We start from the raw sequence: 24,078 nt of genomic DNA, 5'->3' as shown, positions 1-24,078 counted from the left end.
CGGCCGTATGCGAGAGCTGCCCGCCAAGTTCGACTCCCGCGATCCCGCCGTGGTCGCGGACCCCTACCGGGTGTACGCGGACCTCCGCGCGGCGGGCCGGCTGGCCCGGGGCGCCGCGGGCCAGTGGGTGGTCTCGCACCACCAGGACGTGAGCCAGCTGCTGAAGGACCGCCGGCTGGGGCACGAGTACCCGCCGGAGTACCACGAGTTCTCCACGGGGGCGGGGCCCGCCAACGACTTCCTGAAGCGGATCGTCCTTGACCAGGACGCGCCCGAGCACACGTTCCTGCGCGGGATCATGCAGCGTTCGTTCAGCCCGAGGCTGATGCGGCGGCTGGAGGATTACGTCGCCACCCAGGTGGACCGGCTGATGGCCGAGGCCCGGGAACGCGCGGGCCCGGGCGGCGCCCTCGATGTGGTGACCGACCTGGCCTTCCCGTTGCCGGTCACCGTGGTCTGCGAGCTGATCGGCATCCCCGACGTGGACCGGGCGGCGGTGCGGCCGCACGCCGTGGAGCTGGCCAAGGCGTTCGCCCTCTACGTCCCGCCCGAGGAGCGGGCATCGGCGCACGAGGCGGTCACCTGGCTGCGCTCGTACGTCTCGGCGCTGGTCGACGAACGGGCGCTGCGGCCGGCCGACGACCTGGTGAGCAATCTGCTGGCCGCCCGGCGGACCCATCCCGGGTTCGACCGGGAGACGTTGGTGGACAACGTGGTCTTCCTCTTCTTCGCGGGGTTCGAGACCACCACCAATCTGATCTCGACGATCTGGTCGGCGCTGCTCCAGCACCCCGCGCAGCTGGCCCTGTTGCGCGGCCGCCCTGAGCTGGCGCCCACGGCGGTGGAGGAGTTCCTGCGTTACGACGCCCCGATCCAGGCCACCGCCCGCTATGTCAGGGAGCCGGTGGAGATCGACGGCCGGACCGTGCGCCCGGGCCGCATCCTGGTGCTGCTCCTGGGCTCCGCCAACCACGACCCGGCCCGGTTCGCCGCCCCCGGGCGGCTGGACATCACCCGCGATCCCAACCCGCACGTGAGCTTCGGGGGCGGGGTGCACCACTGCCTGGGCGCGGCGCTGGCCCAGGTGGAGGGGCGCGCGGTGCTGCGCTGGCTGGCGGACGCACCGGTCGTGCCCGCCGTGGCGGGCGAGATCGAGAGGCGCCCCAGCGTCACCTTCCGCGCCTACCGTTCCATCCCCGTCAGGCTGGACCCCGCGCCGGTGGCGCGGTGAGGCTCAGCGCCTCGGTGGTCAGGGTCCTGCTCTGCTCCAGCAGGCCGGTCCGGCGACACGCGGCGGCGAGGCCGAGCAGCGCCGTCCGGAACGACTCGGACGCCTCCGGCCTGCGGGCGCCGTCGCCGTACTCCCTACCGTCGGCACCGCTGTCGAAGGCCTGACAGCCCTCCGGCGACAGGACGTACCGCAGATTGTGCGCGAGCTGCGCGCCCGGCACGAAGAACCCCTCGTGCCGCGCGGTGCAGAGCGCGGCCAGCATCGCGGGCGACTCCCGCTCGCAGATCTCCGTCGCCTCCTTCCGGCTGCTGATCTCCGGGAGGTACGGGACGGGGCCGGGCCCGGCGTCGGCTGCGCCGCCCTCCCGGCCCAGGAGGGTGCAGCTGCGTCTGCTGACCGCCAGGTGGTAGTCCAGCAGCCGGCGGAGCGCCGAGCGCCGCTTCTCGGTGCGCAGGAGCCCCTCGATCTCCCCCATGGCGGCCGTGACACCGGCGACGAGGCCGTGGAGGGAGTAGCGGCCGATCCGGGGCTGCTCGAGGAGGTTGACGTCGAGGAGGCTCTCCAGCAGCAGTTCGGCCTCGGACGGGCTGGTGTCCAGCAGGGCGGCCGCCTCGTGGGCGTCCATGCTCGCGTCGGGCAGCAGCGTCAGCACGCACAGGGCGTTGCGCTGCGCGGGGGTCAGGGCGCCGAAGGAGAGCTGGAGCACCGACTGGACGCTCCGGTCGCCCGCCTGGAGTTCGCCGGGGCGCCGGTGCACGTCGTCGAGGCGCTCCACCAGATGGGAGAGCGTCCAGGTGGGGCGGGAGCGCAGCTTGGCTGCGGCCAGCCGCAGCGCCAGGGGGAGGCCGCCGCAGTAGGCGATGAGGCGTTCGGCCGCCTCCGGCTCCAGCCCCTCCCCCAGCAGCCTCTCGATGAGCTTCCGGGAGTCCGCCGTACTCATCCGGGAGACCGGGCACGGCTCGGTGCCGTCCAGGCCGTAGAGGCGCCGACGGCTGGTGATCAGGGCCAGGGAGCCGGTGCCGGGCGGCAGCAGCGGCACGATCTGTGCCTCGCTGGCGGCGTTGTCGAGGAGCAGCAGCACCTTGGACTCGGCCAGCAGGGCGCGCCACATGGCCACTTGGCTGTCCAGGTCCGCCGGGATGCGGGCCGCCTCGGTCCCCAGCGAGCGGAGCAGCACCTGGAGCACCTCGGCCGGTTCGCGGGGCCCCTCGCTGGGGCTGAACCCGTGCAGGTCGACGTAGAACTGGCCGTCCGGGTAGTCCTCCGCCAGCCGGTGGGCCGCGTACAGGGCGAGGGCCGTCTTGCCGATGCCGCCCATGCCGTCGACGCAGATGAGCAGGGGGCCCGAACCCCGCGAGCCCGCCCGGGCCGTCCGCAGCAGGGAGTCCGCCTCCTCCTGGCGGCCGACGAAGTCGGTCAGCCCGTGGGGCAGGGTGCAGGTGGCCCGGATGTGCGGCTTCTGGCCGGGCGGTGCCCCGTACCGTCCGTCCGCGTCGTGCTGCACCGTCGTGGTGTCCCGCCCGTCGGGTCTGAGCGGCGTGCCGGACCACAGATAGGCGGACGCGTCCCCGCGCAGGACGGCTTCGTGCACCTGGGCCAGCGAGTGGTCGGGGTCGATGCCCAGCTCGTCGCGGAGCAGGGTCCGGATCTCGGCGTACTCGGCGAGCGCGTCGGCCTGTCTCCCCGAGAGGGAGAGCGCGAGCATGAGCAGCGCGCGTAGATCCTCGGCCAGCGGGTGCTGCGCCACCAGATCCCGGAGGTCGCCTATGGCCAGGGCCGGGGGCGACGAGCGCAGGCGCAGGGTGATCAGTTCCTTCTGCACCGCGAGCCGTCGTTCCTCCACCACCCGGGCGGCGGCGCGGATCAGGCCGTTGTCCAGCTCGTCGCCCTCGACGACGTCCGCGGCGACATGGCCGCGGAAGAGGGCGAGGGCCGTCTGCAACTCCTCGATCAGCAGCACTTCACCGGCTCCGCCCTCGTTGAGCTTGCGGACCCGCAGGCGGCGTTGGTTGAACTCCACCAGGTCGGACTCGGCGGCGCCGACGTCGAGTCGGTAGCCCGGGCCGTCGGTGAGGAGGTAGTCGCCCGCGCCGGGTATCGCCTGGCGGAGCTGGGCGACCGCCTTGCGCACCTGGTTCGTGGCGGTCGCCGGGCCGGCCGAGCCCCAGACCGCCTTGGCGAGCCGGGGGGCGCTGAGCACCTCGCCGGGAGACAGCATCAGTACGGTGAGCACCCGGCGTGCGACGGTGCTGGGCAGCCGGGTGGGGACGTCCCCGCAGCGCACCGCGACCGGTCCCAGCACCTGGAAACGCAGGCCCCCCTGCCCCGGAGTCATCCCTTCGGCTCGCAGACCACGGGTTCTGCCGTGCGCCGCTCTGCGTGAGCGGAGGCGGGCGCCGGACATCGGTGGCCGGCCGATGGTCCTGGCCCTTTCCGTAAGCGCGTGTGCGGTTCGGCAGATCTCCCGGCGGGCGGCGCGGCGCACGCGGCCGTCAGGAGCCATGATCCGGTCTTGGCGCGCACGGACTTCAGGCTGTCCATCCATTCCCCCTTGGACCGATATCAGGCTGAAATCAGCCCATGGTGCTGGGTGTTGACCCCGAGTGCACCTTGGATCCTAACGGGCTATTACCCGGCCGGGAGGTGGTCCACCGTACTTATTGCGGATCAAAGCCACATCGGGTGACGGGAGGCCGAAACGGAATGCGTCTGCGCGCGCCGGTCCGGTACCGGAGTGCTTCCCGGCGTCGAAATGCTGCGGGCCGGGTCGTACTCGTTCAGTTGAAATCGAGTTCGTTCACCAGTTGCCTTGCTTCCAGCAGAAGTTCACCTCCGACGGCCGCCGCCGTTCCCTCCTGCCGGCGGAAGATCTCGGTGAGCGAGTCGAGTCCGGCCCGGGCCTCCCCTGCCACCGCGTCGCGGTCGTCGCGCGGGGCGTCCGGTGCGGCGGAGGTGAGCAGTTCGGTTTCCCGGGCACAGATACGCGCGCTCCGGCCAAGCACCTCGGAAAGCCGGCGGAAGAAGTCCGGTGAGGGCTGGCTGAGTTCCGGGTCCTCGCGGATACCGGAGAGTGTGCGGGTGACCGCCAGGACGCGGGTGCAGACCCGGCCCCACCGCATGTCCTCGGCGAACGGCGGAGGCTTCGGTCCTGAGCGGCGCAGGCGGCCTCCCGGGTTCCAGCGCGATCCCTCCATCGCCCAGCGGCGGGCGTCGCTCACGTTCTGGAGCGAGACCGTCAGGCGGGTGGCCCTGAGGTGCCAGCCCTCGGCCTCTCCCAGCCCGTTCTCCTCACGCAGTCCGTCCGCCATGGCGTCCAGCAGCTCTCCCGTCTCCTGCGTGAGACGGGAGAGGCGGTCACGGACGCTGCGCAGGTGGACGGGGGGCAGGACGAGCGCGTTGACCAGAAGGCCGATGACCGCGCCGATCAGGGTCTCCAGGAGCCGGTGTCCCACCGTAGAGGCGCTGGACACCCCGGCGGTGATCACGAAGAGGGCCGTGGTGGCACCGTAGATGCCCTGGCTTCCGAAGCGGCGGTAGTTGCCGAGCAGCATCATGAACGGCAGGGTGAGCAGCATGGCGGCCATGGTCTGGTCCCGCGTGAGAGCCATCGCCGCGGACGCCCAGAGAGTGCCGAGGGCGATGATGGCGAACTGCTGGGCACCCGTACGCAGCGACTGGTAGACCGTGCTGCCGACCATCGCGATCGCCGTCCACGGAGCCAGCAGGGCCATCGGGGCCTGGAACCACCATCCGGTCAACGCCCACGCGAGGATCGCCGCCGCCGCTGCCTTGAGGGACTGGACGAGCGTGTCCCGCTCCGGTCCGGCCTCCTCGCACGCGCTGCGGACCGCCCGCCGTACCTCCGCCCACTCCTGCCCCACCCACCGCCAGGCGGCCGACCACCGCGTCTCCGCCCGTCTCAACCTGCCCTCTTCCTCACCACGTCGCCGATCGCGCCCTCCGTCGGGCTGCGCCTCCCGTACCCGCCCTCCTCGGACCCACGCGTCACCTTGCGTAGGCATCCGAAGCCCGGCGGTTGGGCAGGGGTTCGCGGGAACGCCAGGCGTGAGGGATCTCGTCGGTGTCGAGGGTCTGGTCGATGATGTGGCGGGGGCGGCCCCCTGGCCGCGGCAGTCTCCAGCGACCGCCGTGAAGGGCACACCGTGGCTGACCGCCCTGCCCCGGGAGACACGGCTGGTGCAGGCCGCGTGCCCCCCCCTGCCGGCTCTCCTCCGCGGTATGGCGTGCGGGGCCTCGCCGGCCAGGGCGTGCTGCCGTCCCCGATGCGGGAGATGATCGGGACATGAGTGGCGAAAGAGACCTGGTGTGCCGTACGGAGCCGACCTGGCGTCCCCCGGTCCGCCGTGTCCGCGCCGCGAGCCACGCCCCTGCTCCGAGGCCCTGCGAAGCGGCTCTGCCCACGTCGGACGGACACCGAAGGCGGGGGCGGTGAACCAGGAACGTCTTCTCCGGCGTTACGCGGCGCTGATGGGCGCCGTGCCTCAGTCTGTCTGGGTGCTGTCGGCCGACGGGGTCGTCACCCTTCTGGCGGGAAGCGGCATGAGGGAGAGGCTGTGGCACCCCGATGGCGGGACCTCGTGGATGGACGCCGTGCATCCGAAGGACCGGGACTGGTTCCGGCGGGCCTGGCGCAGGACCTCCGAGGAGAGGTCTCCGCTCGACACGGTTGTACGGGTGCGGCTCAAGGACACCCCCGACCGCTTCCGCCACATCAAGATCATCGCCGTACCTGTCCTGGACGAGGAAGGTGACACCGAATGGGTCGGCACGGCTGCCGACGCCGAGGACCACTGGCGCATCCGGATGCGGGAGAAGCTGCTGGCCCGCATGGCGGCGGTACCGGCCGCGCACGACCTGTCCGAGGCGTTCCTGACGACCGCGGCCGCCGTCGTCCCCGAACTCGCGGATGCCGTTGCCGTCTTCCACGTACGGGGCGAGCCCGGCCCTGGCCACGGGCTGCCCGGGGGTGCGGCGTCCGGGGCGTCGACGGAGAGCGTGGGGCTGGCACCCGGGCTGCCGTCCCTTTATCCGCTGGACAGGGACATCCTGTGGGGGGCGGCCCCACGACAGGTCATCGAGAGCCAGGAGGCCCGCCTGCTGACCTTCCCGCCCGGAGAGCCTCCCGAGGACGGCCTGTCGAAGGCGTCCGTACGGTGGCTGCGCAAAGCCGGTGCGACCAGCGTCGCACTGCTTCCCGTCGTGGTGGACGGCCGGGCCGTCGCCCTGGCGACCACGACGACCTGTCGGGGGAACCCGCCGCCGGACGAGGCCGATCTGAACCTGCTACAGGATGTCTTCCAGCAGATGAGCGGACCCCTGCGCAGGACCATGGAGCTGCAGAGAATCCGTGACAAGGCTCTCGCCCTCCAGCAGTCCTTCCTCGCTCCTCCGTCGGCCGTCGACGGCATCTCGATCACCGCTCTCTACCATCCGGCCGACTCGGCCGCGGAGGTCGGTGGGGACTGGTACGACGCGGTCAGGCTCTCGGCAGACTCGCTCGCGCTGTCCATCGGTGACATCGCGGGCCATGACCTGGACGCGGCCGCCGCGATGGGCCGCGTCAACAGCCTGTTGCGAGGACTCGCCTACGACAGCGGGCCGGCCGCCAGCCCGGCGGTCACCCTGAGCCGGCTCGACCGCATCGTGCAGGCGCTGGACGGGCCGTCGATGGTCACGGCGGTACACGCGGTCATCCGTCGGCTGGCCCCTCACGTCTGGCGTGTCGCCCTGTCCAACGCGGGCCACCCACCGCCGCTGCTGATCCCCCGCGACGCACCGCCGCGATACCTGCACGACCTCACGGCCCCGGACCCTCCGCTGTGCGTCACCGATGACCTGCCCCGTACCGATCTCCACACGGTCATCCGGGAGGGCGACACCCTGATCTTCTACACCGACGGACTGGTGGAAGCACCGGGTACGGACATCGGCGACAACCTTCAGCGCCTGCGTGAGCACACCGAAACCCTGGTACGGGCGGAGGTGCCCCTGGCGACACTGATCCGAAGGCTCCTGCCGCCCGCCGAGAACCGGCGGGACGACATCGCCGTCATCGCCCTGCAGGCCCGGTCGGGCGAGTAGCCCGTCGACGAGGGCAGGAGCAAGCCGGATGTCGTCTCCGTCCGGGCCGCCGACGTGATCCCGGCCCCCCGCCGCACTTGCGCACCCGATACCGCGATATACCGTCGAACAAGCCGTACCTGACCGAAAGAGGCCTCGCATGAGCACCCCCCAGAACCGGCAGAGCGGACTCGCCACCTCCCGGGCCCACTCCGCCCGGGTCTACGACTACATCCTGGGCGGGAAGGACCATTACCCCGTCGATGCCGAAGCCGGCGACGCGATGTGCCGCCACTGGCCCGCCCTGCCCGTCCACATGATGGAGAACCGCCGGTTCATGCACCGCGCGGGTCGCTACCTCGCCGAGGAGTGCGGCATCCGCCAGTTCCTCGACGTCGGTACGGGGCTGCCGACCCCTCCCAACCTGCACCAGGTCGTGCAGGAGGTGGCACCGGAGTCACACGTGGTCTACGTGGACAACGACCCCATCGTGCTCGCGCACGCGCGGGCCCTGCTCCAGAGTTCGGCCGAGGGTGCCACCGCGTACGTGGACGCCGACATGCACGACCCCGACGCCATCCTCGGCAGCCAGGAGTTCCAGGAGCTGATCGACCTGGACCGGCCCGTCGGCCTGATGGTGATCGGCATCATGCACTTCATCCTGCCGCCCGACGACCGGCGCCTGATCACCAGGCTGCTGGATCCGCTGCCGTCCGGCAGCTATCTGGCCATGACCATCGGCACCGCGGACTTCGCGCCAGACGAGGTCAACCGGGTGGCGCAGGAGTACCGCGAGCAAGGTATGCCCTTCGTCCTGCGCGACCTGCGGACGGCCGCCTCGTTCTTCGACGGGCTGGAGTTGCAGGACCCGGGAGTCACCCAGGTGCACACGTGGCGCCCCGGTCCGGAGCAGAGTGCCGTCGACAGCCGGGACATCGCCATGTACGGCGCGGTGGCCAGGAAGCCCTGAAGCCGGCCTCCCCCGCCGAGACCGCTACCACCAGGAGGCCCACCGGACACCCACACCGCCCCCGAACCGGCGCCCGAGGCCTGAGCCTCGTCCGATGGGGAAGACTGGGGCCCATGAGCGACATCGTTTTCTCGCGCCGGAGCGGCTGGATACCGAACGTGGTCCGCGAGGACGGTGAGCCGAAACTGACGCTGGGTGCCGGGGCCGACGCCAACCACGACCCTCGCACCTTCACCTTCCCGATCGGGGAGGCCCATCTCGCGGTGATCCAGGACGACCTGCCCCGGCACCTGCTGCTGTGGAGCGCGGTCCTTCCGCTGTGCGAGGCCGCCGGAACCCGGGGCAGCCTCGACGAGAGCGCCGCCGTCGCGCTCCTGGACCCGATCCTCCTCTCCCCGCCCGGCGACGTCGACGCGCTCTTCCGGCGCATCCCGTGGGACAGGGACCGGCTCATCGCCCATGGGGCCGACGTCCGCCTGCTGGAGCGCGGTCAGGTCTTCGCGGCCATGCGTACGGCGACGGAGACGTCCGACGGGAAGCGGGTTCAGGAGTACCGCGCGCACCGCCGTCGCGCCGGGCGCGGGACCGTACCGAGTCCGCTCGACGCCGCGCTTCTGCGGTACACGGGCCAGTACCTGCACGGCTCGGCCCTTCCGAGGCGTACGCCGGATGCCGTCTCCCCCAAGCTGCTGCCCGAGGTCCGACGGGTGGTCGCCACCGCCGAGCGGGCGTGCGCCGGAATGCGGATCGGCCGCGATCCACGGCGGGGCAAGCGCGCCACGGACAAGGGCGACTGGGACCGGATAGCGGCAGCGGTCGAGGCGGCCGTGCGCCGTGCGCACCCCGGACTCGCCGATGAGGCGGTACGCACGGTGAGTTTCCTGATGTGCTCGGAGGCAGCGGAGCGCTCCAGGAGCGCGCCCCTGGAGGACGACGAGGAGGCCGCAGGCGAACGCGCCGACGGCGGCGGGAGGGCGAGGAAGACGGCCCTGTCCTTCACCGACGACAAGGGCGTCGAGAGGAAGTGGCTCCAGGGCGGTCCCCGCACCGCCAGCGCGGAGTTCTGGGAGTTCGTCGCCGATCGCTCGGCCGGGGACAACGAGGTGTTCACCATCGAGGACGAGGAGATGGGCGAAGGGATCCAGCTCCACTTCTACGCGGACTCCGTCGCCCGGGTCACGACGGTGCGCAAGGGCGTCGGCGGGTCGGATCCGGAGTACCGGGTCGAGTACAGCCTCGTCGACGGGATGGGCGGATACCGGAAGCTGGTGAGCACCTTCGTCCGGGGTGGCTGCGCCGCACTCGGACCGTACGGTCCCTGGATGTCGGACGTCGACGAGTTCGAGCGGGCGCGCCGACTGCGCGGTCCCAAGTAGTCCCGGTCCCTACAGCGCGTTCAGGCCCCGGCCTGGAGGCGCAGCCCCGCGAGGGTCAGGTCCAGCGCGGCGCGGAATTGTTCGATGTCGTCGTGCCCGTCGAACTCGTCGACGATCTCGTGCACGAAGGGGAACTCGTCGGCGTCGAGTTCCCGCCACGCCGAGGCGAAGCGGCCGAGGAACTCGTCGCGGCCGACGGCGCCGTCGAGGACCTCGTCAGGCGGTTCCTGGCCCAGGTCGACCGCGGAGCCGACGACGACCGTCGTGATCGCCGAGACGGCGTGGAACCGCTGGCGCGCGGTGAGCTTCAGCCGCAGGGTCGGCTGCCCCAGTCTGTCGTACAGGCGCAGGGCGTTGCCCTGCACGTCGGTGTTGCGCATGAAGTAGTTCCCGAGCCAGGGCCGTACGAGGATCGCGTCGAACAGGGTCAGCGACATCGCGCGCAGGTCGTCGATCGGGTCGTCGCCGGGCTCGATCGCCTCGATGTCGGCGAGGACGCCGCCGATCACGTGGTCGGTGGCGCGGTCGAGGAGTTCGTCCTTGCTCGCGACGTACCAGTAGATGCTGGCCACGCCGCCCCCGAGGCGCTGCGCGAGCGCCCGGAACGTCAGCGCCGAAGGCCCTGCCTCGTCGAGGAGCGCCACCGCCTCGGTGAGCACGGACTCCATCGAGTGCGAAGCCCGGCGGCGGCCGCCCGCGGCTCCGCGGTTCTGGTGGCGCGGCATGACTTCCGCCTCTCGTTTGCATCTCTATCGAACGCTGTTCTATCGTACCTCATGGAACACCGTTCGATAGTCGATCGGCGTTCGATAGAGAGGAGCGCCGCCATGACGACCGCGATGCTGAAACCCCCCGCTTCCCGTACCTATCCCTCCCTGCGCGCCGCATGGATCCCGATGGCCGCCCTGTGTCTGGCCTTCTTCGTGGAGATGGTCGACAACACCCTGCTGTCGATCGCGCTGCCCACCATCGGACGTGACATCGGCGGTGGCACCACCGCGCTGCAATGGGTCACCGGCGCGTACTCACTGACCTTCGGCGGTCTGCTGCTCACCGCCGGCTCCATGGCCGACCGGCTCGGCCGCCGCCGCGTCCTGCTCGTCGGGCTCGCCGTGTTCGGCGCGCTGAGCCTGTGCGTCGTCCGGGTCACCACCGCGGGTGAGCTGATCGCCCTGCGCGCCGCGCTCGGCATAGCCGCCGCGGCGATGGCCCCGATCACCAACTCGCTGGTGTTCCGCCTCTTCGACGACAAGGCGCTGCGGATGCGCGCCATGACGGTGATGATCGTCGTCGGCATGTCCGGTTTCATCCTCGGACCGCTGATCGGCGGCTCGGTCCTGGCCCATGTGCGCTGGGAGTGGCTGCTCGTCGTCAACGCCCCGATCGCGCTGATCGCCTGGATCGGGGTCCGCCTCGGCGTCCCGGCCGACCGGCCCGAGGACCTGACCCGCGACCGACTCGACGTGCCGGGCGCCGCACTGAGCGTCGCCACCATCGGGCTCGCCTGCTACGCGCTGACCAGCGGCGTCGAGAACGGCTGGCTCTCCGTCCCCACCATCGGCTCGGTCGTGGGCGCCGCCCTCGCCGCGACCGCCTTCATCCGGCACGAGCGCCGCAGCCCCTCCCCGATGCTGGACCTCGGCCTCTTCTCCAACGGCACGGTCCGCGGCGCCGCCGTGGCGCAGATCGGTACGTCCATCGCGATGGCCGGTGTGATGTTCGGGCTCATCCTGCACTTCCAGTACGCGTACGGCTGGAGCCCCGTCCGGGCCGGCCTCGCCAACCTGCCGCTGATCGTGACCATGCTGCTCGCGACGCCCCTGTCCGAGGGACTGGCCCGCCGCTACGGCCACCGCGTCGCCTGCCTGGTGGGCGCGGCCTGCCTGGCCGTCGCCCTGGCGGGGCTGTCCTGGGGTGTGGAGCACGGCTACCTCGTCATCGCGCTCTGCATGGTGCTCATGACGATCGGCCTGCGGACCGTCATGACGATCTGCGCGGTCGCGCTCGTCGACGCGATGCCGGCCAACCGCACCTCGATGGGCACCGCGCTCAACGACACCGCGCAGGAGGTCGGCACCAGCGTCGGCACCGCCGTGATCGGCACGCTGATCGCCGCACTGGTCACCACCCAGCTCCCGGCCGGGGTGTGGAGCAGCGACCTCGTGGCCTCCTTCTTCCACGGTGAGCGGATCGCCTACGCCGTGCTCGCCGTCGCCGTCGGCCTGATCGCGGCCACCGGCGCGCTGAGCCTCACGGACTCCCGCAGCGTGGAGGAGGCAGCGCCCGAGGAGGCCGCCTGACCGGGCGGCCTCCCCTCCCGTACGGCGCGGGGGCGCGGACCGGGTCCCGCACCAGCGGGAGCCCGCGGCGGCAGCCAGGGCCTGTTCGGTCCTGATCCCCCGGACAGGTCCTAGGGCCTGTCGTCAAACTGCCGTCGTCGCCCGAAGGGCGGCCGCGCGGCGTCTGGTGCGTGCGATCGCAAGGCGCCGGAATGGCCTCGTAGCAGAGCTACTTGGCCATTTCGGCAACGCCGCGAGCGGGCGTGCCAGGCGTCGCACGGCAGACGGCAGTTTGCCGACAGGCCCTAGCCCCGGTACGTCTCCAGCAGCCGCAGCCACACCTCGCTGATCGTCGGGTACGCCGGGACCGCGTGCCAGAGCCGGTCGATGGGGACCTCGCCCGCGACCGCCACGGTGGCGGAGTGCAGGAGTTCGCCGATGCCGGGGCCGACGAACGTCACGCCGAGCAGGATCTCGCGGTCCAGGTCCACGATCATCCGGGCGCGGCCCTGGTAGCCGTCGGCGTAGAGGCCCGAGCCGGCGACGGAGGCGAGGTCGTAGTCGACGGCGCGGACGCGGTGGCCCGCCTGTTCGGCCTCGGCGAGGGTGAGGCCGACGGACGCGGCCTCGGGGTCGGTGAAGACGACCTGGGGGACGGCCGCGTGGTCGGCGGTGGCCGCGTGGGCGCCCCAGGGGTCGGTCTCCAGGAGCGGGACCTTCTGGGCCCTGGCGGCGATCGCGGCGCCCGCGATCCGGGCCTGGTACTTGCCCTGGTGGGTGAGGAGGGCCCGGTGGTTGACGTCCCCGACCCCGTACAGCCAGTCGCTGCCCTCGACGCGGCAGCTGTCGTCCACGGCGAGCCAGGAGCCGGGCTCCAGGCCGACCGTCTCCAGGCCCAGATCCTCGGTGCGGGGTGCCCGGCCGGTGGCGAAGAGGATCTCGTCGGCCTCGATCCGGCCGCCGTCGTCCAGGACCACCGTGACCGGGCCGTCCGGTGCGGGGCGTTCCAGGGCGGTGACGGAGACGCCGGTACGGATCCGGGCTCCGGCCTCCTCCAGCGCCTCGGCCACCAGCTCGCCCGCGAAGGGCTCCATCTTCGGGAGCAGGCCCTTGCCGCGGATCAGCAGCGTCACCTCGGCGCCCAGCGCCTGCCAGACGGTCGCCATCTCCACGCCGACCACTCCCCCGCCGACCACCACGAGCCTCCCCGGCACCTCCTTGGCGCTGGTGGCCTCGCGGCTGGTCCAGGGGCGGGCCTCGGCGATGCCGGGGAGGTCGGGGACGACGGCCCGGGTGCCGGTGCACACGGCGACGGCGTGCCGGGCGGTGAGCCGGTGCCCGGTCCCGTCGGGGGCGGTGACGGTGACCTCGCGGGGGCCGCTGAGGCGCCCCGTACCCCGGTAGATGTCGGCTCCGACGCTCTCCAGCCAGCCGACCTGTCCGTCGTCCTTCCAGTGGCTCGTCATCTCGTCCCGGTGGGCGAGGACGGCCTCCACGTCGAGGGGGCCCTGCGCCGCCGCGCTCAGGCCCGGGACGCGGCGGGCGTCGGCCCGGGCGACCACGGGGCGCAGCAGGGCCTTGCTCGGCATGCACGCCCAGTACGAGCACTCGCCGCCGATCAGCTCGGACTCCACCACGGCCGTGCTCAGCCCCGCCGCGCGGGCCCGGTCGGCCACGTTCTCTCCCACCGGACCCGCGCCGATGACCACCACGTCGTACGGGGAAACATCCACTGCATCAGTCATGGAAACAGTGTCGTCGGGAGTGTGCGCACCGGCCACATGGGCAGGCGGAATAGCGCACGTGCAGTCACCGTTGTGCCGGACACGTCCGAACGGGCACAGGAAGAGGTATCTGGAGTATGAGCACCGTAGAGCTCACCAAGGAAAACTTCGATCAGGTCGTCAGTGACAACGGCTTCGTCCTGATCGACTTCTGGGCTTCCTGGTGCGGCCCCTGCCGACAGTTCGCGCCGGTCTACGACTCGGCGTCCGAGCGCCACCCGGACCTGGTCTTCGCGAAGGTAGACACGGAGGCGCAGCAGGAGCTGGCGGCGGCCTTCGAGATCCGGTCCATCCCGACGCTGATGATCGTGCGCGACAACGTCGCGGTCTTCTCGCAGCCCGGCGCCCTGCCCGAGGCGGCCCTCGAGGACGTCATCGGCCAGGCCCGGAACCTGGACATGGACGAGGTCCGCAAGTCCGTCGAGGAGCAGAAGCGGGCGGCGGAGGCCGGGCAGGGACAGCCGGAGCCCCAGTAGTCGCCGTACCGGCGCACGGCGCGCGCTGAAGGGCCCTGATCGGACACCGTGGAAGCGGTGTCACCCGGTCGGGGCCTTCAGCCATGCCCGAAACGCCTAGCCCGTCGGGCGCATCCCGTCGGCGACGTGCACCGACATGCCGGGGTCCAGTTCCTCGCCGTCGATCAGCACGGCCTCCACCGTGCGGGTCTCCGGGTCGATGTCCGCCTCCATGCCCTCGCCCGTGTACCGGGGGTAGCCCGAGGCGCCCGTCTCGCCGGTCGCGGTCACGACCGCCGAGCGGATCGGCCGTCCGGGGGCCCCGGTCCGCGTCCTGCTGTGGTCGGGGATCAGGAGGAGCTCGTAGCTCTGCGGGTGGCTCATGGCCCCGACGCTAGACACCCCCCGTACCGAGCGCATGTCGTCGCGCCGGGGGCGGTCAGCTGGACTCGCGGTGTACGGCGCTGGTGCGGAGCAGGTCGTGGTGGACGGGGGCGGCGCCCGGGTGGTGGACGAGCCGGTCGATCGTCTCGGCCAGGGGGTGCGGCATGGCGAGCTCCATCCGGACCGTGGAGAGGCGGGGCCGCAGCAGTCTGCCGAGCAGCAGGTCGTCCGCTCCGACGACCGCCGTGTCGCCGGGTATCGCGATCCCCGCGTCCTGCAAGGCCCGCATCAGCAGCATGGCGTACTCGTCGTTGTACGCGAACACCGCGTCCAGGCCCAGCTCCCGCCAGCCGCGCACCAGCTCCGCCGCCGACTCCTCCTCGTAGCGGAGCGGGAGGGGGCGGACATGGGCCCCGGCCGGTTCCGCCGCCTGCCGGGCCCCGGCGAGGCGGGGTTCGGAGAACGGGGTGAGGCCCGCCTCCCGGGGCATCACCACCCCGATGCGGCGGCGGCCCCGGGCCAGCAGATGGCCGACCGCGCTGGCGCCGACCCGCCGCTGGTCCATCACCAGCCCGTGGGCGCCCTCCACCGGCTCCGGGCCCAGGGTGATCACCGCCTTGGCGCCGGAGCGGGTGAGGACGTCCGTGCCCTGCGGGGTGAGGGTGACGCCCGGCGGTACGACGACGGCGACGGGCCGCAGTTCGGCCCAGGCCCTGACCGCCTCGTCGTCCGCGAGGCCGGCGCTGCCGTACTGGACGACGGTGTAGTCCAGTCGGCGCAGTCCCGCCTGGAGCTCCTGGAAGAAGCGCTGGTGGAGCGGGCCCGCCGGTATATGGCCCGAGGGCAGCAGGACCAGGCGGCTGTGTCCGGCGCGCAGGCTGCGGGCGGCCGCGTGCGGGACGTAACCGAGCTGCGTGGCAGCCTCCCTGACCCGGTGCCGGGTGGGTTCGCTGATCCGGACGGCGGCGTTGTTGTTCAGTACGTACGACACGGTGGCCCGGGACACTCCGGCGAGGCGCGCGACATCGGCGCTGGTCGGGACGGAGACTTCGGTGCGCTGCTTGGGTAACTGGCTCATGGCGTGCGGCAGTCTTCCAGATCCGCCGGGCCGGTCCGCGCCCCGGGTGCGCCTCGCCGCGGCCCCCGTTCGGCGGACCCGCTCCCGGGATGGCGGCGTGCAGGTCCTACGGTGTTGCGATGACGTTCCACCACAGCGCACAGCGCACCGACGCCCCGCCCGTACCTCCTGGCAGCACCGGTCCGACCGCGACCGTCCAGGCCGATCCGCGACAGGTCGGCCCGGTCCGCACCTCGTACGCGCCCGACCGCGACGGCGACCCCGATCCGGGCGAGATCGTCTGGACCTGGGTGCCGTTCGAGGAGAACGACGGGCGCGGCAAGGACCGGCCGGTGCTCGTCGTCGCCCGGGAGGCGGCAGGCACGCTGCTCGCCGTCCAGCTCTCCAGCAAGCAGCACGACATGGACCACGAGTGGGTGGCGCTGGGCGCCGGCCCCTGGGACAGCTCCGGCCGGCCGTCCTGGGTCGACCTGGACCGGGTGCTGCGGGTCCACGAGGACGGGATGCGGCGCGAGGCGTGCGCGCTGGACCGGGAGCGGTTCGATTCGGTCACCGGGCGGCTGCGGGAACGGTACGGCTGGGGCTGACCGCCGCTCGCCGGTGGTGCGCCAACGGCGCATGCTGGTTCCGGAGCGGTGCGGCGGCGACCGCTTTTCCGGTGGCTCGGGGGCACTCTTGTGCGATCCCGGGGTACGGGTTTGGGTGGTAGGTACGCAACTGAGAAGGAGGCGCCTCATGTCCTCGGACACACCTGGCGGCCCCGGCGCACACCCGGACCACGCCACCCTCGACGAGGGTGCGGCCCAGGATTTACTGCGCGGCATATGTTTCAAGACGGGTCCCCCTCGCATCGTGGGGGTGGAACTCGAATGGCTCATCCATGACCAGGAGAATCCCGCTGTTCCGGTCGCCCAGGAGCGGCTGGACGACGCGGTCGCGGCCCTCCGCGAGCTGCCGCTGAGCGCCGCACTGACGTTCGAGCCGGGTGGGCAGCTGGAGCTCAGCTCCCAGCCGGCCGGCTCCCTGATGGAGTGCATCGAGACGACCGCGGCGGATCTGGCCGCCGTCCGCGGTTCGCTCGGCCTGTCCGGGCTGGCACCGGCCGGGCTCGGTGTGGACCCGTGGCAGACGCCGCACCGCAGGCTGCGCGAGCCGCGGTACGACGCGATGGAGGCGGCCCTGGACCGGGCGGGACCGGCCGGGCGGGCGATGATGTGCACCTCCGCCTCCGTGCAGGTCTGCCTGGACGCGGGCGAGGAGGAGCCGGGGCCGCTCGGTTACGGGCGGCGCTGGCAGCTCACCCATCTGCTCGGGGCCGTCCTGGTGGCCGCGTTCGCCAATTCGCCGTTCCAGCAGGGCCGCCCGACCGGCTGGAAGTCCACCCGGCAGGCCCTGTGGGCCGATCTCGACCCGGTACGGACGCTGGCGCCGGGCGGCGGGCTGCCGCCGCGTGAGGCGTGGGCCGCGCACGTCCTGGACACGACCGTGATGTGCGTCCGCCGCGAGGAGGGCCCCTGGGACGTGCCGGAGGGCCTCACCTTCCGGGAGTGGATCCGCACCGGCGCGCCCCGCCCGCCGGTCCGGGCCGATCTCGACTACCACATCACCACCCTCTTCCCGCCGGTCCGGCCGCGCGGGCACCTCGAACTGCGCATGATCGACGCGCAGAGCGGCGCGGACGGGTGGCTGGTGCCGCTCGCCGTCGCCACCGCCCTGTTCGACGACCCGGAGGCCGCCGAGACCGTGTACCGCACCGTGAAGCCCCTGGCCGAGTGGGCGGGGTCCGACCCCTCGCCGCGCAACCCGCTGTGGACGACGGCCGCCCGCGAGGGCCTGGCCGATCCGGAGCTGCGGGCGGCGGCCACCGTCTGCTTCGACACGGCGCTGACCGCCCTGGACCGGATGGGGGCGAGCAAGGCCGTGACGGACACCGTGGCGGCCTTCAACGACCGGTATGCGGCCCGGGGCCGATGTCCGGCCGACGATCTGCTCGAACCGGGTGCCCTCGCCCGCCTGGGCCGGCCGAGGGGGACCGCGGACGGGCCCGCAGCCGGGCCGCACACCGGAAGGGTGGCCTCAGCATGACCGACGACCGCGCCCCCTCCGCCATCGCCACGGACGGCTTCCCGCCGGGCCCCGGCAGCCATGACCCCGAGGCGCTGCGGCAGCGCGCCCTGGACGCGCTGCTGACCGCCCGCGCGCGGACCGCCACCCTCACCGACAGCGTCGACGACGGTGAACTCACCGCCCAGCACTCCCCCTTGATGTCCCCGCTCGTCTGGGACCTGGCCCACATCGGCAACCAGGAGGAGCAGTGGCTGCTCCGCGCCGTGGGCGGACGGGAGGCGCTGCGCCCCGAGATAGACGGGCTGTACGACGCCTTCGAGCACCCCCGCGCGGCCCGGCCCTCGCTGCCGCTGCTGGCGCCCGCCGAGGCACGGACGTACGCCTCCGATGTACGGGGCAGGGCCCTGGACATCCTGGAGGGCGCCCCGCTGCACGAAGGGGGCCGTCCGCTGGAGCGGGCCGGATTCGCCTTCGGGATGATCGCCCAGCACGAACAGCAGCACGACGAGACCATGCTGATCACCCATCAGCTGCGGACGGGCCCGGTCGCGCTGACGGCACCGGCGCCGCCCGCACCCACCGACGCCGACGCGCTGCCCGACGAAGTCCTCGTCCCGGCGGGCCCGTTCACCATGGGGACCTCCGCCGAGCCGTGGGCCCTGGACAACGAACGGCCCGCGCACCGGCGGGAGGTGGCCGCGTTCCACCTGGACACCGCCCCCGTCACCTGCGGGGCGTACCGCCGGTTCATCGAGGACGGCGGGTACACCGACCCCCGCTGGTGGGCGCCCGAGGGCTGGGACCTGATCCGCGAACACGGCCTGACCGCACCGCTGTTCTGGCACCGGGACGCCGGGCAGTGGCTGCGCCGCCGGTTCGGGGTGACCGAGCCGGTGCCGGAGGACGAGCCGGTGCTGCACGTCAGCTGGTACGAGGCGGACGCGTACGCGCGCTGGGCGGGGCGGCGGCTGCCCACCGAGGCCGAGTGGGAGAAGGCCGCCCGGCACGACCCGGCCACCGGGCGTTCGCTGCGCTACCCCTGGGGCGACACGGACCCGACACCCGGGCAGGCCAACCTGGGCCAGCGCCATCTGCGTCCGGCGCGGGCCGGGGCGTATCCGGCGGGCCGGGCACCGTCCGGTGCGGGCCAGCTGATCGGGGACGTGTGGGAGTGGACCTCCAGCGACTTCCTGCCCTACCCGGGGTTCGTGGCGTTCCCCTACCGGGAGTATTCGGAGGTGTTCTTCGGCCCCGGCCACAAGGTGCTGCGCGGCGGTTCGTTCGCCGTGGACCAGGTCGCCTGCCGGGGCACGTTCCGCAACTGGGACCTGCCGGTGCGGCGGCAGATCTTCTCCGGGTTCCGCACCGCGAGGGACGCCTGATGTGCCGTCATATCGCCTATGTGGGCGATCCGGTGGCCCTCGGGACCGTGCTCTCCGCGCCGCCGCACTCCCTGCTGCGCCAGTCCTGGGCACCGCGCCGCCAGCGGTACGGGACGGTCAACGCGGACGGCTTCGGCGTCGGCTGGTACGCGGACGGCGACCCGGTGCCCGGGCGCTACCGGCGCCAGGGGCCGATCTGGCACGACCAGACCTTCACCGATCTGGCCCGGGTGGTGCGGACCACCGCGTTGCTCGCCGCCGTACGGGACGCCACCGAGGCGGGTGCGGACGGGGAGGCCGCGGCCGCGCCGTACGCCGCCGGGCGGCTGCTCTTCAGCCACAACGGCGCGGTGCCGGGCTGGCCGGGCTCCCTCGCGGGTCCGGCCGCCGCCCTGCCCGCGCAGGAGCTGCTGTCCCTGGCCGCCCGCAACGACTCCGCGCTGGTCTGGGCGCTGATCCTGCACCGCGTCGCGGCGGGGGACGAGCCGGCGACGGCGGTCGCGGAGACCGTCCGGGAGGTGGCCGAGGCGGCCCCCGGCTCCCGCCTCAATCTGCTGGTCACGGACGGCACCGCCATCGTGGCCACCGCCTGGGGCGACTCCCTCTGGCACCTCCACGACCCGGGCCGGTCGACCGTCGTGGCCTCGGAGCCGTACGACGACGACCCCCGCTGGCGCGAGGTCCCCGACCGCACTCTGCTGGTCGCGACCTCCGCCGAGATCACCCCCACACCGCTCAAGGAGCCCGCCGCGTGAGCCCTTTCCTGCTGACCCGCACCCTGCCGGAGGACGCGACGGACGCGGCGCTGCGCGCCGATGTCCTGAGCGGGCTGACCCGGCACCCGAAGACGCTGCCGCCCAAATGGTTCTACGACGCGCGCGGCAGCGAGCTGTTCGAGGAGATCACCCGGCTGCCCGAGTACTACCCGACCCGCGCGGAGCGGGAGATCCTGGAGGAGCGCTCCGAGGAGATCGCCGCCGTCTCGGGGGCCCGGACCGTGATCGAGTTGGGCTCGGGCTCCTCGGAGAAGACCCGCCATCTGCTGGACGCCCTGAGCGGGCTGGAGAGTTACGTCCCCGTCGACGTGAGCGAGAGCGCGCTGACGGGGGCGGCCGAGGCGCTGCTCGCCGAGCACCCCGGGCTCTCGGTGCACGCCCTGATCGCCGACTTCACCGGCGGGCTTGCGCTGCCCGGCACACCGGGGCCCCGGCTGGTGGCCTTCCTCGGCGGCACGATCGGCAATCTGCTTCCCGAGGAGCGGGCCGGGTTCCTGCACTCGGTGCGCTCGCTCCTCTCCCCCGGTGACGCGCTGCTACTGGGCACGGACCTGGTGAAGGACGAGGAGACGCTGGTCGCGGCGTACGACGACGCGTCGGGGGTGACGGCGGCCTTCAACAAGAACGTGCTGAACGTCGTCAACCGGGAGCTGGGCGCGGACTTCCCGCTGGAGGACTTCGAGCATGTCGCGGTCTGGAACCCGGAGCAGCGCTGGATCGAGATGCGGCTGCGCGCCCGCCGCGCGTTGACCGTGAAGATCCGGGAGCTGGACCTGGTGGTGCCGTTCGAGGCCGGTGAGGAGCTGCGGACGGAGGTGTCGGCCAAGTTCCGCCAGGAGGACGTACGCGAGGAGCTGGCGGCGGCCGGACTCCAGCTCGCTCAGTGGTGGACGGATGCGGCGGGGCGGTTCGCCCTGTCGCTGGCCACGGCGGTCTGAGCCACTGCCTGCGTCGCTCGGGGAGCCGTCGTCGTCCGGTCCGTACCGGCGACGGCGGCTCCGGCCGTACGCGCCAGTGCACGGCGGCCGGGCTCACCGCTCGCGGAGATCCCCGCGTGCTCGCCCGCCGGGATCGGGGCGAGGATCTCGACCCGCGCGGTGAGCCCGGCCGCCCGCACCACCCGCCACAGGGAGGCGGCGAGCGGGTCGTCCCCGACGAACGCGACCGCGCCCGCCGGACGGTAGGTGATGCGGACCGGCCGTACGGAGGCCTCCGCGTCGATCGCCGCCTGGAACACGGCCGGCCGGAACACCCCGCCGCTCCCCCGCCCGCACCAGGTGCTGCCCTCGGGGAAGGCCACGACGCGGGAGCCGGAGCGCAGGGCATCGGCGACCGTGCCCACGGCCCCCGGCAGCGCGCGCAGCCGGTCCCGGTCGATGAACAGCGTGCCGCCGAGCCCGGCGAGCCGTCCCAGCAGCGGCCAGCGCCCGACCTCGCTCTTGGCGAGCATCCGGCCCGGCAGTACGGCGGCGACGAGCGGGATGTCCAGCCAGGAGATGTGGTTGGCGACGACCAGCTCGCCACCGGGGCCCGGGGCGTACGGTTGCGCCGGGACCGTCACCCGTACGCCGAAGGCACGCGGTACGCCCCGCGCCCAGCGCCGTACCAGCCGCGTCCGCACAGCCGCCGGGAGCAGCCGGACCGGCAGCGCGCAGGCCACGCCCAGCAGCGTCCACGCACAGCCGGCCAGCAGGCGCAGGACGGCGGGCAGCGCGGCCCGGACCGCCCCGGCGTGGCGCGCGCAGGTCTGCGGGGTGCAGGGCGCGACAGGGAGCCAGGCGCTCACACCTCCGGTACGAAGGGTGCTCATGCCTGCGGGACGAGCGAGAGGAAGTGGCGCAGGTAGCGCGGGTCGGTGCGGCGCAGCGAGAGCAGGACGTACAGGTCGGCGACGTTGAACTCGGGGTCGTACGCCGGAGCTCCGCAGACCCAGGCGCCGAGCCGCAGATAGCCGCGGAGCAGGGGCGGCAGGTCGGCCCGGGAGCCGGGGCCCGCGTCGGGGTGGGCGGAGGAGTCCCAGAGGCGGTGCGGGGTGACCCAGTGCTCCTCGGGGGCCAGGTGCGCGGTGCGTACGGTGTTCCAGCTGCGGGCGGCGAGGGTGCCGCCGTCGGCCAGGGGCAGGGAGCAGCAGCCCGCCAGCCAGGTGTGGCCCGAGCGCTGCATGTAGCGGGCGAGTCCGGCCCAGACGAGGGCGATGACGGCGCCGTCGCGGTGGGCGGGGTGGACGCAGGAGCGGCCGACCTCGACGAGGTCGTCGCGGATGGGAGCGAGGCGGCTGAGGTCGAACTCGCTCTCCGCGTAGAGCCGTCCGGCTATCCGGGCCCGGTCGGGCGGCAGGAGGCGGTAGGTGGCGACGACCTCGTCCGTGGCGGTCTCGCGGACCAGGAGGTGGTCGCAGTACGCGTCGAACGCGTCGCTGTCGAGGCCGGGTTCGGGCCCTTCGAGGCGGGCTCCGAGCTCACCGGCGAAGACCTGGTGGCGCAGCCGCTGGGCGGCGCGGACGTCCTCCTGGCCGGTGGCGAGGGAGACCCGGTAGGCGGCGGGTTCCGGGGTGCGGGGGGCGACGGGGGCCGGGGCCCGGGCCGGGACGGGCGGGGCGGTGGGCAGCACGGTCATGGCAGTCTCCGGGGACGGATCAGCTAGGGCGGCTGCCGGGCTTCGCGGGGTGCGAAGACCCGGCCCCTTACTTCTTCCGTCACCGGCTGGATTCGACGTGTCCGCTGTGGAGCGCGCGGATGTGCGACGGCTGAATCCCCAGGGACGCCGTCCTGCCGTCCGGGAGTACCGGCGGCGCGGTCAGCTGCCGGCGAGCATGGCCGTGATGCGCTCCGACGCCTTCTTCGCCTCGGCGGCCGGGTCGGCGCCCGTGAGCACCGCCGTCATGTACGGCTTGATCGGGTTCTCCGCCTCGACCTTGGCCCACTGCGAGGAGTTGGGCGTGGCGCGGCCCTGGCTCGCCCCTTCGGCCATCGCGGCGGTGCCCTCCTCGCCCTCGACGACATGGGCGAGCCGGGGCTTGTTGGGGACGTAGCTCATGGTGCGGGCCAGCTCGGTCTGCCACTTCTCGCTCGCCAGCGCCTTGACGACGGCAATGCCGGCGCTGCGCTGGTCGGCCTTCTTCGGCACGATGAGGTCCGAGCCGCCGGTGAAGACGGAGCCGGGGGCCTTGGCGGTCTTGCCGGGAATGGGGAAGTAGCCGAGCTTTCCCTTGAGTTCGGGGTTCTGCTGTTCGATGAGCGCGGCGCTTCCGGGGAGCGAGATGATCTGGGCGACGTCTCCCTCGGCGAATACGTCGTTCTGCGGGGGCTTCTCCTCGTCGGAGTCCATGGGCCCGTCGCCGAGCGCCTGGAGTTCCTTGTAGAAGTTCATTCCGGCGAGCGCCTCGGGGGTGTCCAGTGTGCCGCGCCAGTCACCGCCGCCACCTTCGGCGAGTTCGCCGCCCTCGTCCCAGATGAATCCGGCCAGCACGTACCAGTTCTGACCGGCCAGATAAATACCCTGCTTGCCCTGGGTGTTGAGCTTCTCGGTGTCCTCGATCCACTCGGCGCGCGTCTTGGGGAGGTCGTCCACCCCCGCGGCCTTGAAGATCTCCTTGTTGTAGATCACCACGCGGTTGGCCGCGTACCAGGGGATGCCGTACTGCACGCCGCTGATCTGACCGGGCTGGGCGAGGCCCGGCAGCCAGTCCTCGCTGCCCAGGTCGCGCATCGACTCCAGGGTGAGGTCGCGCAGGTTGCCGCTCTCCGCGTACTGCGCGACCTGGGTGTTTCCGACCTCGATCACATCGGGGGCGTCGTCGCTCTCCAGGGCTTCCAGGACCTTGGGGCCGATGCCGCCCCACTCCTGGATCTTGAACTCCAGCTTGACGGAGGGATTCTCCTTCTCGTACGTGCTGGTGAACTTCTCCAGGAATCCCGCCGAGACGCTGTCCTTCATCAGCCAGACCGTCACCGTGCGGTCTCCGCCACCCGAACCGGAGAAATAGCCACATCCGCTGAGCGTGACGGACGAAACGAGCGCGACGGCTCCGACGAGTATGCGGTTCTTCACGTGGTCACCTTCTGCGAAACGGCACGACGAAATCAGGACCCGGTGTGGGGGGATTGCGGGCGGCGCTCGCACGGGCGTTTGGCTGAATTTTGGTATGGACCAATGAGTAGGTCAAGGCGTGCCCTCGTCCCGATTCGCCCTACTCGCCCCCTCGCGCTCCACCCG

At 72.6% G+C, this 24,078-nt stretch carries 20 protein-coding genes; 11 read left to right on the top strand and 9 right to left on the bottom strand.

Annotated elements, in window-relative coordinates; genetic code table 11:
• The first annotated feature begins 7 nt into the window (after positions 1–7).
• Positions 8–1,231, top strand: a complete 1,224-nt coding sequence (locus GTY67_RS32245; RefSeq protein WP_161281373.1) for a cytochrome P450 — start codon at positions 8–10, stop codon at positions 1,229–1,231.
• Here GTY67_RS32245 and GTY67_RS32240 read toward each other — a convergent pair.
• Together GTY67_RS32240 and GTY67_RS32235 are read right to left on the bottom strand one after the other, a co-directional pair.
• Positions 1,200–3,533 (bottom strand): BTAD domain-containing putative transcriptional regulator, encoded by a 2,334-nt coding sequence (locus GTY67_RS32240; RefSeq protein ID WP_093689456.1) that lies wholly within the window; start codon positions 3,531–3,533, stop codon positions 1,200–1,202. The genes GTY67_RS32245 and GTY67_RS32240 overlap by 32 nt on opposite strands.
• 475 nt (positions 3,534–4,008) lie before the next feature.
• Positions 4,009–5,154 carry an aromatic acid exporter family protein gene (locus tag GTY67_RS32235; protein ID WP_161281372.1) on the bottom strand — a complete coding sequence of 382 codons (1,146 nt, stop codon included), beginning with the start codon at positions 5,152–5,154 and terminating at the stop codon, positions 4,009–4,011.
• 526 nt (positions 5,155–5,680) lie between these two features.
• Between GTY67_RS32235 and GTY67_RS32230 the strand changes: the two genes are divergently transcribed.
• The 3 genes from GTY67_RS32230 (at position 5,681) to GTY67_RS32220 (ending at position 9,658) form a co-directional block, all read left to right on the top strand.
• On the top strand, positions 5,681–7,333 hold the full coding sequence (locus GTY67_RS32230) for a SpoIIE family protein phosphatase (protein WP_093689452.1): 1,653 nt from the start codon (positions 5,681–5,683) through the stop codon (positions 7,331–7,333).
• Between the two features lie 139 nt (positions 7,334–7,472).
• The gene (locus GTY67_RS32225) at positions 7,473–8,282 is read left to right on the top strand and encodes an SAM-dependent methyltransferase (protein ID WP_093689450.1); all 810 of its coding nucleotides are present in this window, start codon (positions 7,473–7,475) and stop codon (positions 8,280–8,282) included.
• Positions 8,283–8,395: 113 nt separating this feature from the next.
• Positions 8,396–9,658: a DUF6357 family protein gene (locus GTY67_RS32220; RefSeq protein WP_161281371.1), complete on the top strand. Its 1,263-nt coding sequence runs from the start codon at positions 8,396–8,398 to the stop codon at positions 9,656–9,658.
• A gap of 20 nt (positions 9,659–9,678) precedes the next feature.
• On the opposite strand, the gene GTY67_RS32215 is transcribed toward GTY67_RS32220, so the two are convergent.
• Positions 9,679–10,326, bottom strand: coding sequence for a TetR/AcrR family transcriptional regulator (locus GTY67_RS32215; RefSeq protein WP_093689558.1), 648 nt, complete (start codon positions 10,324–10,326; stop codon positions 9,679–9,681).
• 159 nt (positions 10,327–10,485) lie between these two features.
• Here GTY67_RS32215 and GTY67_RS32210 point away from each other — a divergent pair, with 159 nt between their 5' ends.
• Positions 10,486–11,958: an MFS transporter gene (locus GTY67_RS32210; RefSeq protein ID WP_161281370.1), complete on the top strand. Its 1,473-nt coding sequence runs from the start codon at positions 10,486–10,488 to the stop codon at positions 11,956–11,958.
• A gap of 284 nt (positions 11,959–12,242) precedes the next feature.
• Here GTY67_RS32210 and GTY67_RS32205 read toward each other — a convergent pair whose 3' ends face one another.
• A complete protein-coding gene (locus tag GTY67_RS32205) occupies positions 12,243–13,682 on the bottom strand; it encodes an NAD(P)/FAD-dependent oxidoreductase (protein WP_161281369.1) in 1,440 nt (479 codons plus the stop codon).
• 116 nt (positions 13,683–13,798) lie between these two features.
• Here GTY67_RS32205 and trxA point away from each other — a divergent pair, with 116 nt between their 5' ends.
• Complete coding sequence (gene trxA / locus GTY67_RS32200) at positions 13,799–14,197, top strand: thioredoxin (protein ID WP_073876374.1); 399 nt, start codon at positions 13,799–13,801, stop codon at positions 14,195–14,197.
• 96 nt (positions 14,198–14,293) lie between these two features.
• Here the strand turns inward: trxA and GTY67_RS32195 are convergent, their stop codons facing one another.
• Positions 14,294–14,560 (bottom strand): hypothetical protein, encoded by a 267-nt coding sequence (locus GTY67_RS32195; RefSeq protein ID WP_093689442.1) that lies wholly within the window; start codon positions 14,558–14,560, stop codon positions 14,294–14,296.
• A gap of 55 nt (positions 14,561–14,615) precedes the next feature.
• Positions 14,616–15,638: a LacI family DNA-binding transcriptional regulator gene (locus GTY67_RS32190; RefSeq protein WP_093689440.1), complete on the bottom strand. Its 1,023-nt coding sequence runs from the start codon at positions 15,636–15,638 to the stop codon at positions 14,616–14,618.
• Positions 15,639–15,757: 119 nt separating this feature from the next.
• Here GTY67_RS32190 and GTY67_RS32185 point away from each other — a divergent pair, with 119 nt between their 5' ends.
• From GTY67_RS32185 to egtD, 5 genes are all read left to right on the top strand, one after another.
• A complete protein-coding gene (locus GTY67_RS32185) occupies positions 15,758–16,225 on the top strand; it encodes a type II toxin-antitoxin system PemK/MazF family toxin (RefSeq protein ID WP_093689438.1) in 468 nt (155 codons plus the stop codon).
• 148 nt (positions 16,226–16,373) lie between these two features.
• Entirely contained in the window at positions 16,374–17,723 is a 1,350-nt protein-coding gene (egtA, locus tag GTY67_RS32180; RefSeq protein ID WP_161281368.1) for an ergothioneine biosynthesis glutamate--cysteine ligase EgtA, read from the top strand.
• Complete coding sequence (egtB, locus tag GTY67_RS32175; protein ID WP_161281367.1) at positions 17,720–19,087, top strand: ergothioneine biosynthesis protein EgtB; 1,368 nt, start codon at positions 17,720–17,722, stop codon at positions 19,085–19,087. The genes egtA and egtB overlap by 4 nt, the downstream gene beginning before the upstream one ends.
• Positions 19,087–19,842 (top strand): ergothioneine biosynthesis protein EgtC, encoded by a 756-nt coding sequence (gene egtC, locus GTY67_RS32170; RefSeq protein ID WP_161281366.1) that lies wholly within the window; start codon positions 19,087–19,089, stop codon positions 19,840–19,842. Before egtB ends, egtC begins: the two co-directional genes overlap by 1 nt.
• The gene (egtD, locus tag GTY67_RS32165) at positions 19,839–20,801 is read left to right on the top strand and encodes an L-histidine N(alpha)-methyltransferase (RefSeq protein ID WP_161281365.1); all 963 of its coding nucleotides are present in this window, start codon (positions 19,839–19,841) and stop codon (positions 20,799–20,801) included. The genes egtC and egtD overlap by 4 nt, the downstream gene beginning before the upstream one ends.
• Here the strand turns inward: egtD and GTY67_RS32160 are convergent.
• From GTY67_RS32160 to GTY67_RS32150, 3 genes are all read right to left on the bottom strand, one after another.
• Positions 20,744–21,649, bottom strand: a complete 906-nt coding sequence (locus GTY67_RS32160) for a lysophospholipid acyltransferase family protein (RefSeq protein ID WP_093689428.1) — start codon at positions 21,647–21,649, stop codon at positions 20,744–20,746. The genes egtD and GTY67_RS32160 overlap by 58 nt on opposite strands.
• A 20-nt stretch (positions 21,650–21,669) precedes the next feature.
• Entirely contained in the window at positions 21,670–22,479 is an 810-nt protein-coding gene (locus tag GTY67_RS32155) for a GNAT family N-acyltransferase (RefSeq protein ID WP_093689426.1), read from the bottom strand.
• A 180-nt stretch (positions 22,480–22,659) separates the two neighbouring features.
• Positions 22,660–23,913, bottom strand: coding sequence for an extracellular solute-binding protein (locus GTY67_RS32150; protein WP_161281364.1), 1,254 nt, complete (start codon positions 23,911–23,913; stop codon positions 22,660–22,662).
• Positions 23,914–24,078: the final 165 nt, after the last annotated feature.

The sequence above is a fragment of the Streptomyces sp. SID8374 genome, from assembly GCF_009865135.1.
GTDB lineage: Bacteria > Actinomycetota > Actinomycetes > Streptomycetales > Streptomycetaceae > Streptomyces.
The sequence above is the reverse complement of the archived record's forward strand: the minus strand, read 5'-3'. Positions and strand labels throughout refer to the sequence as shown.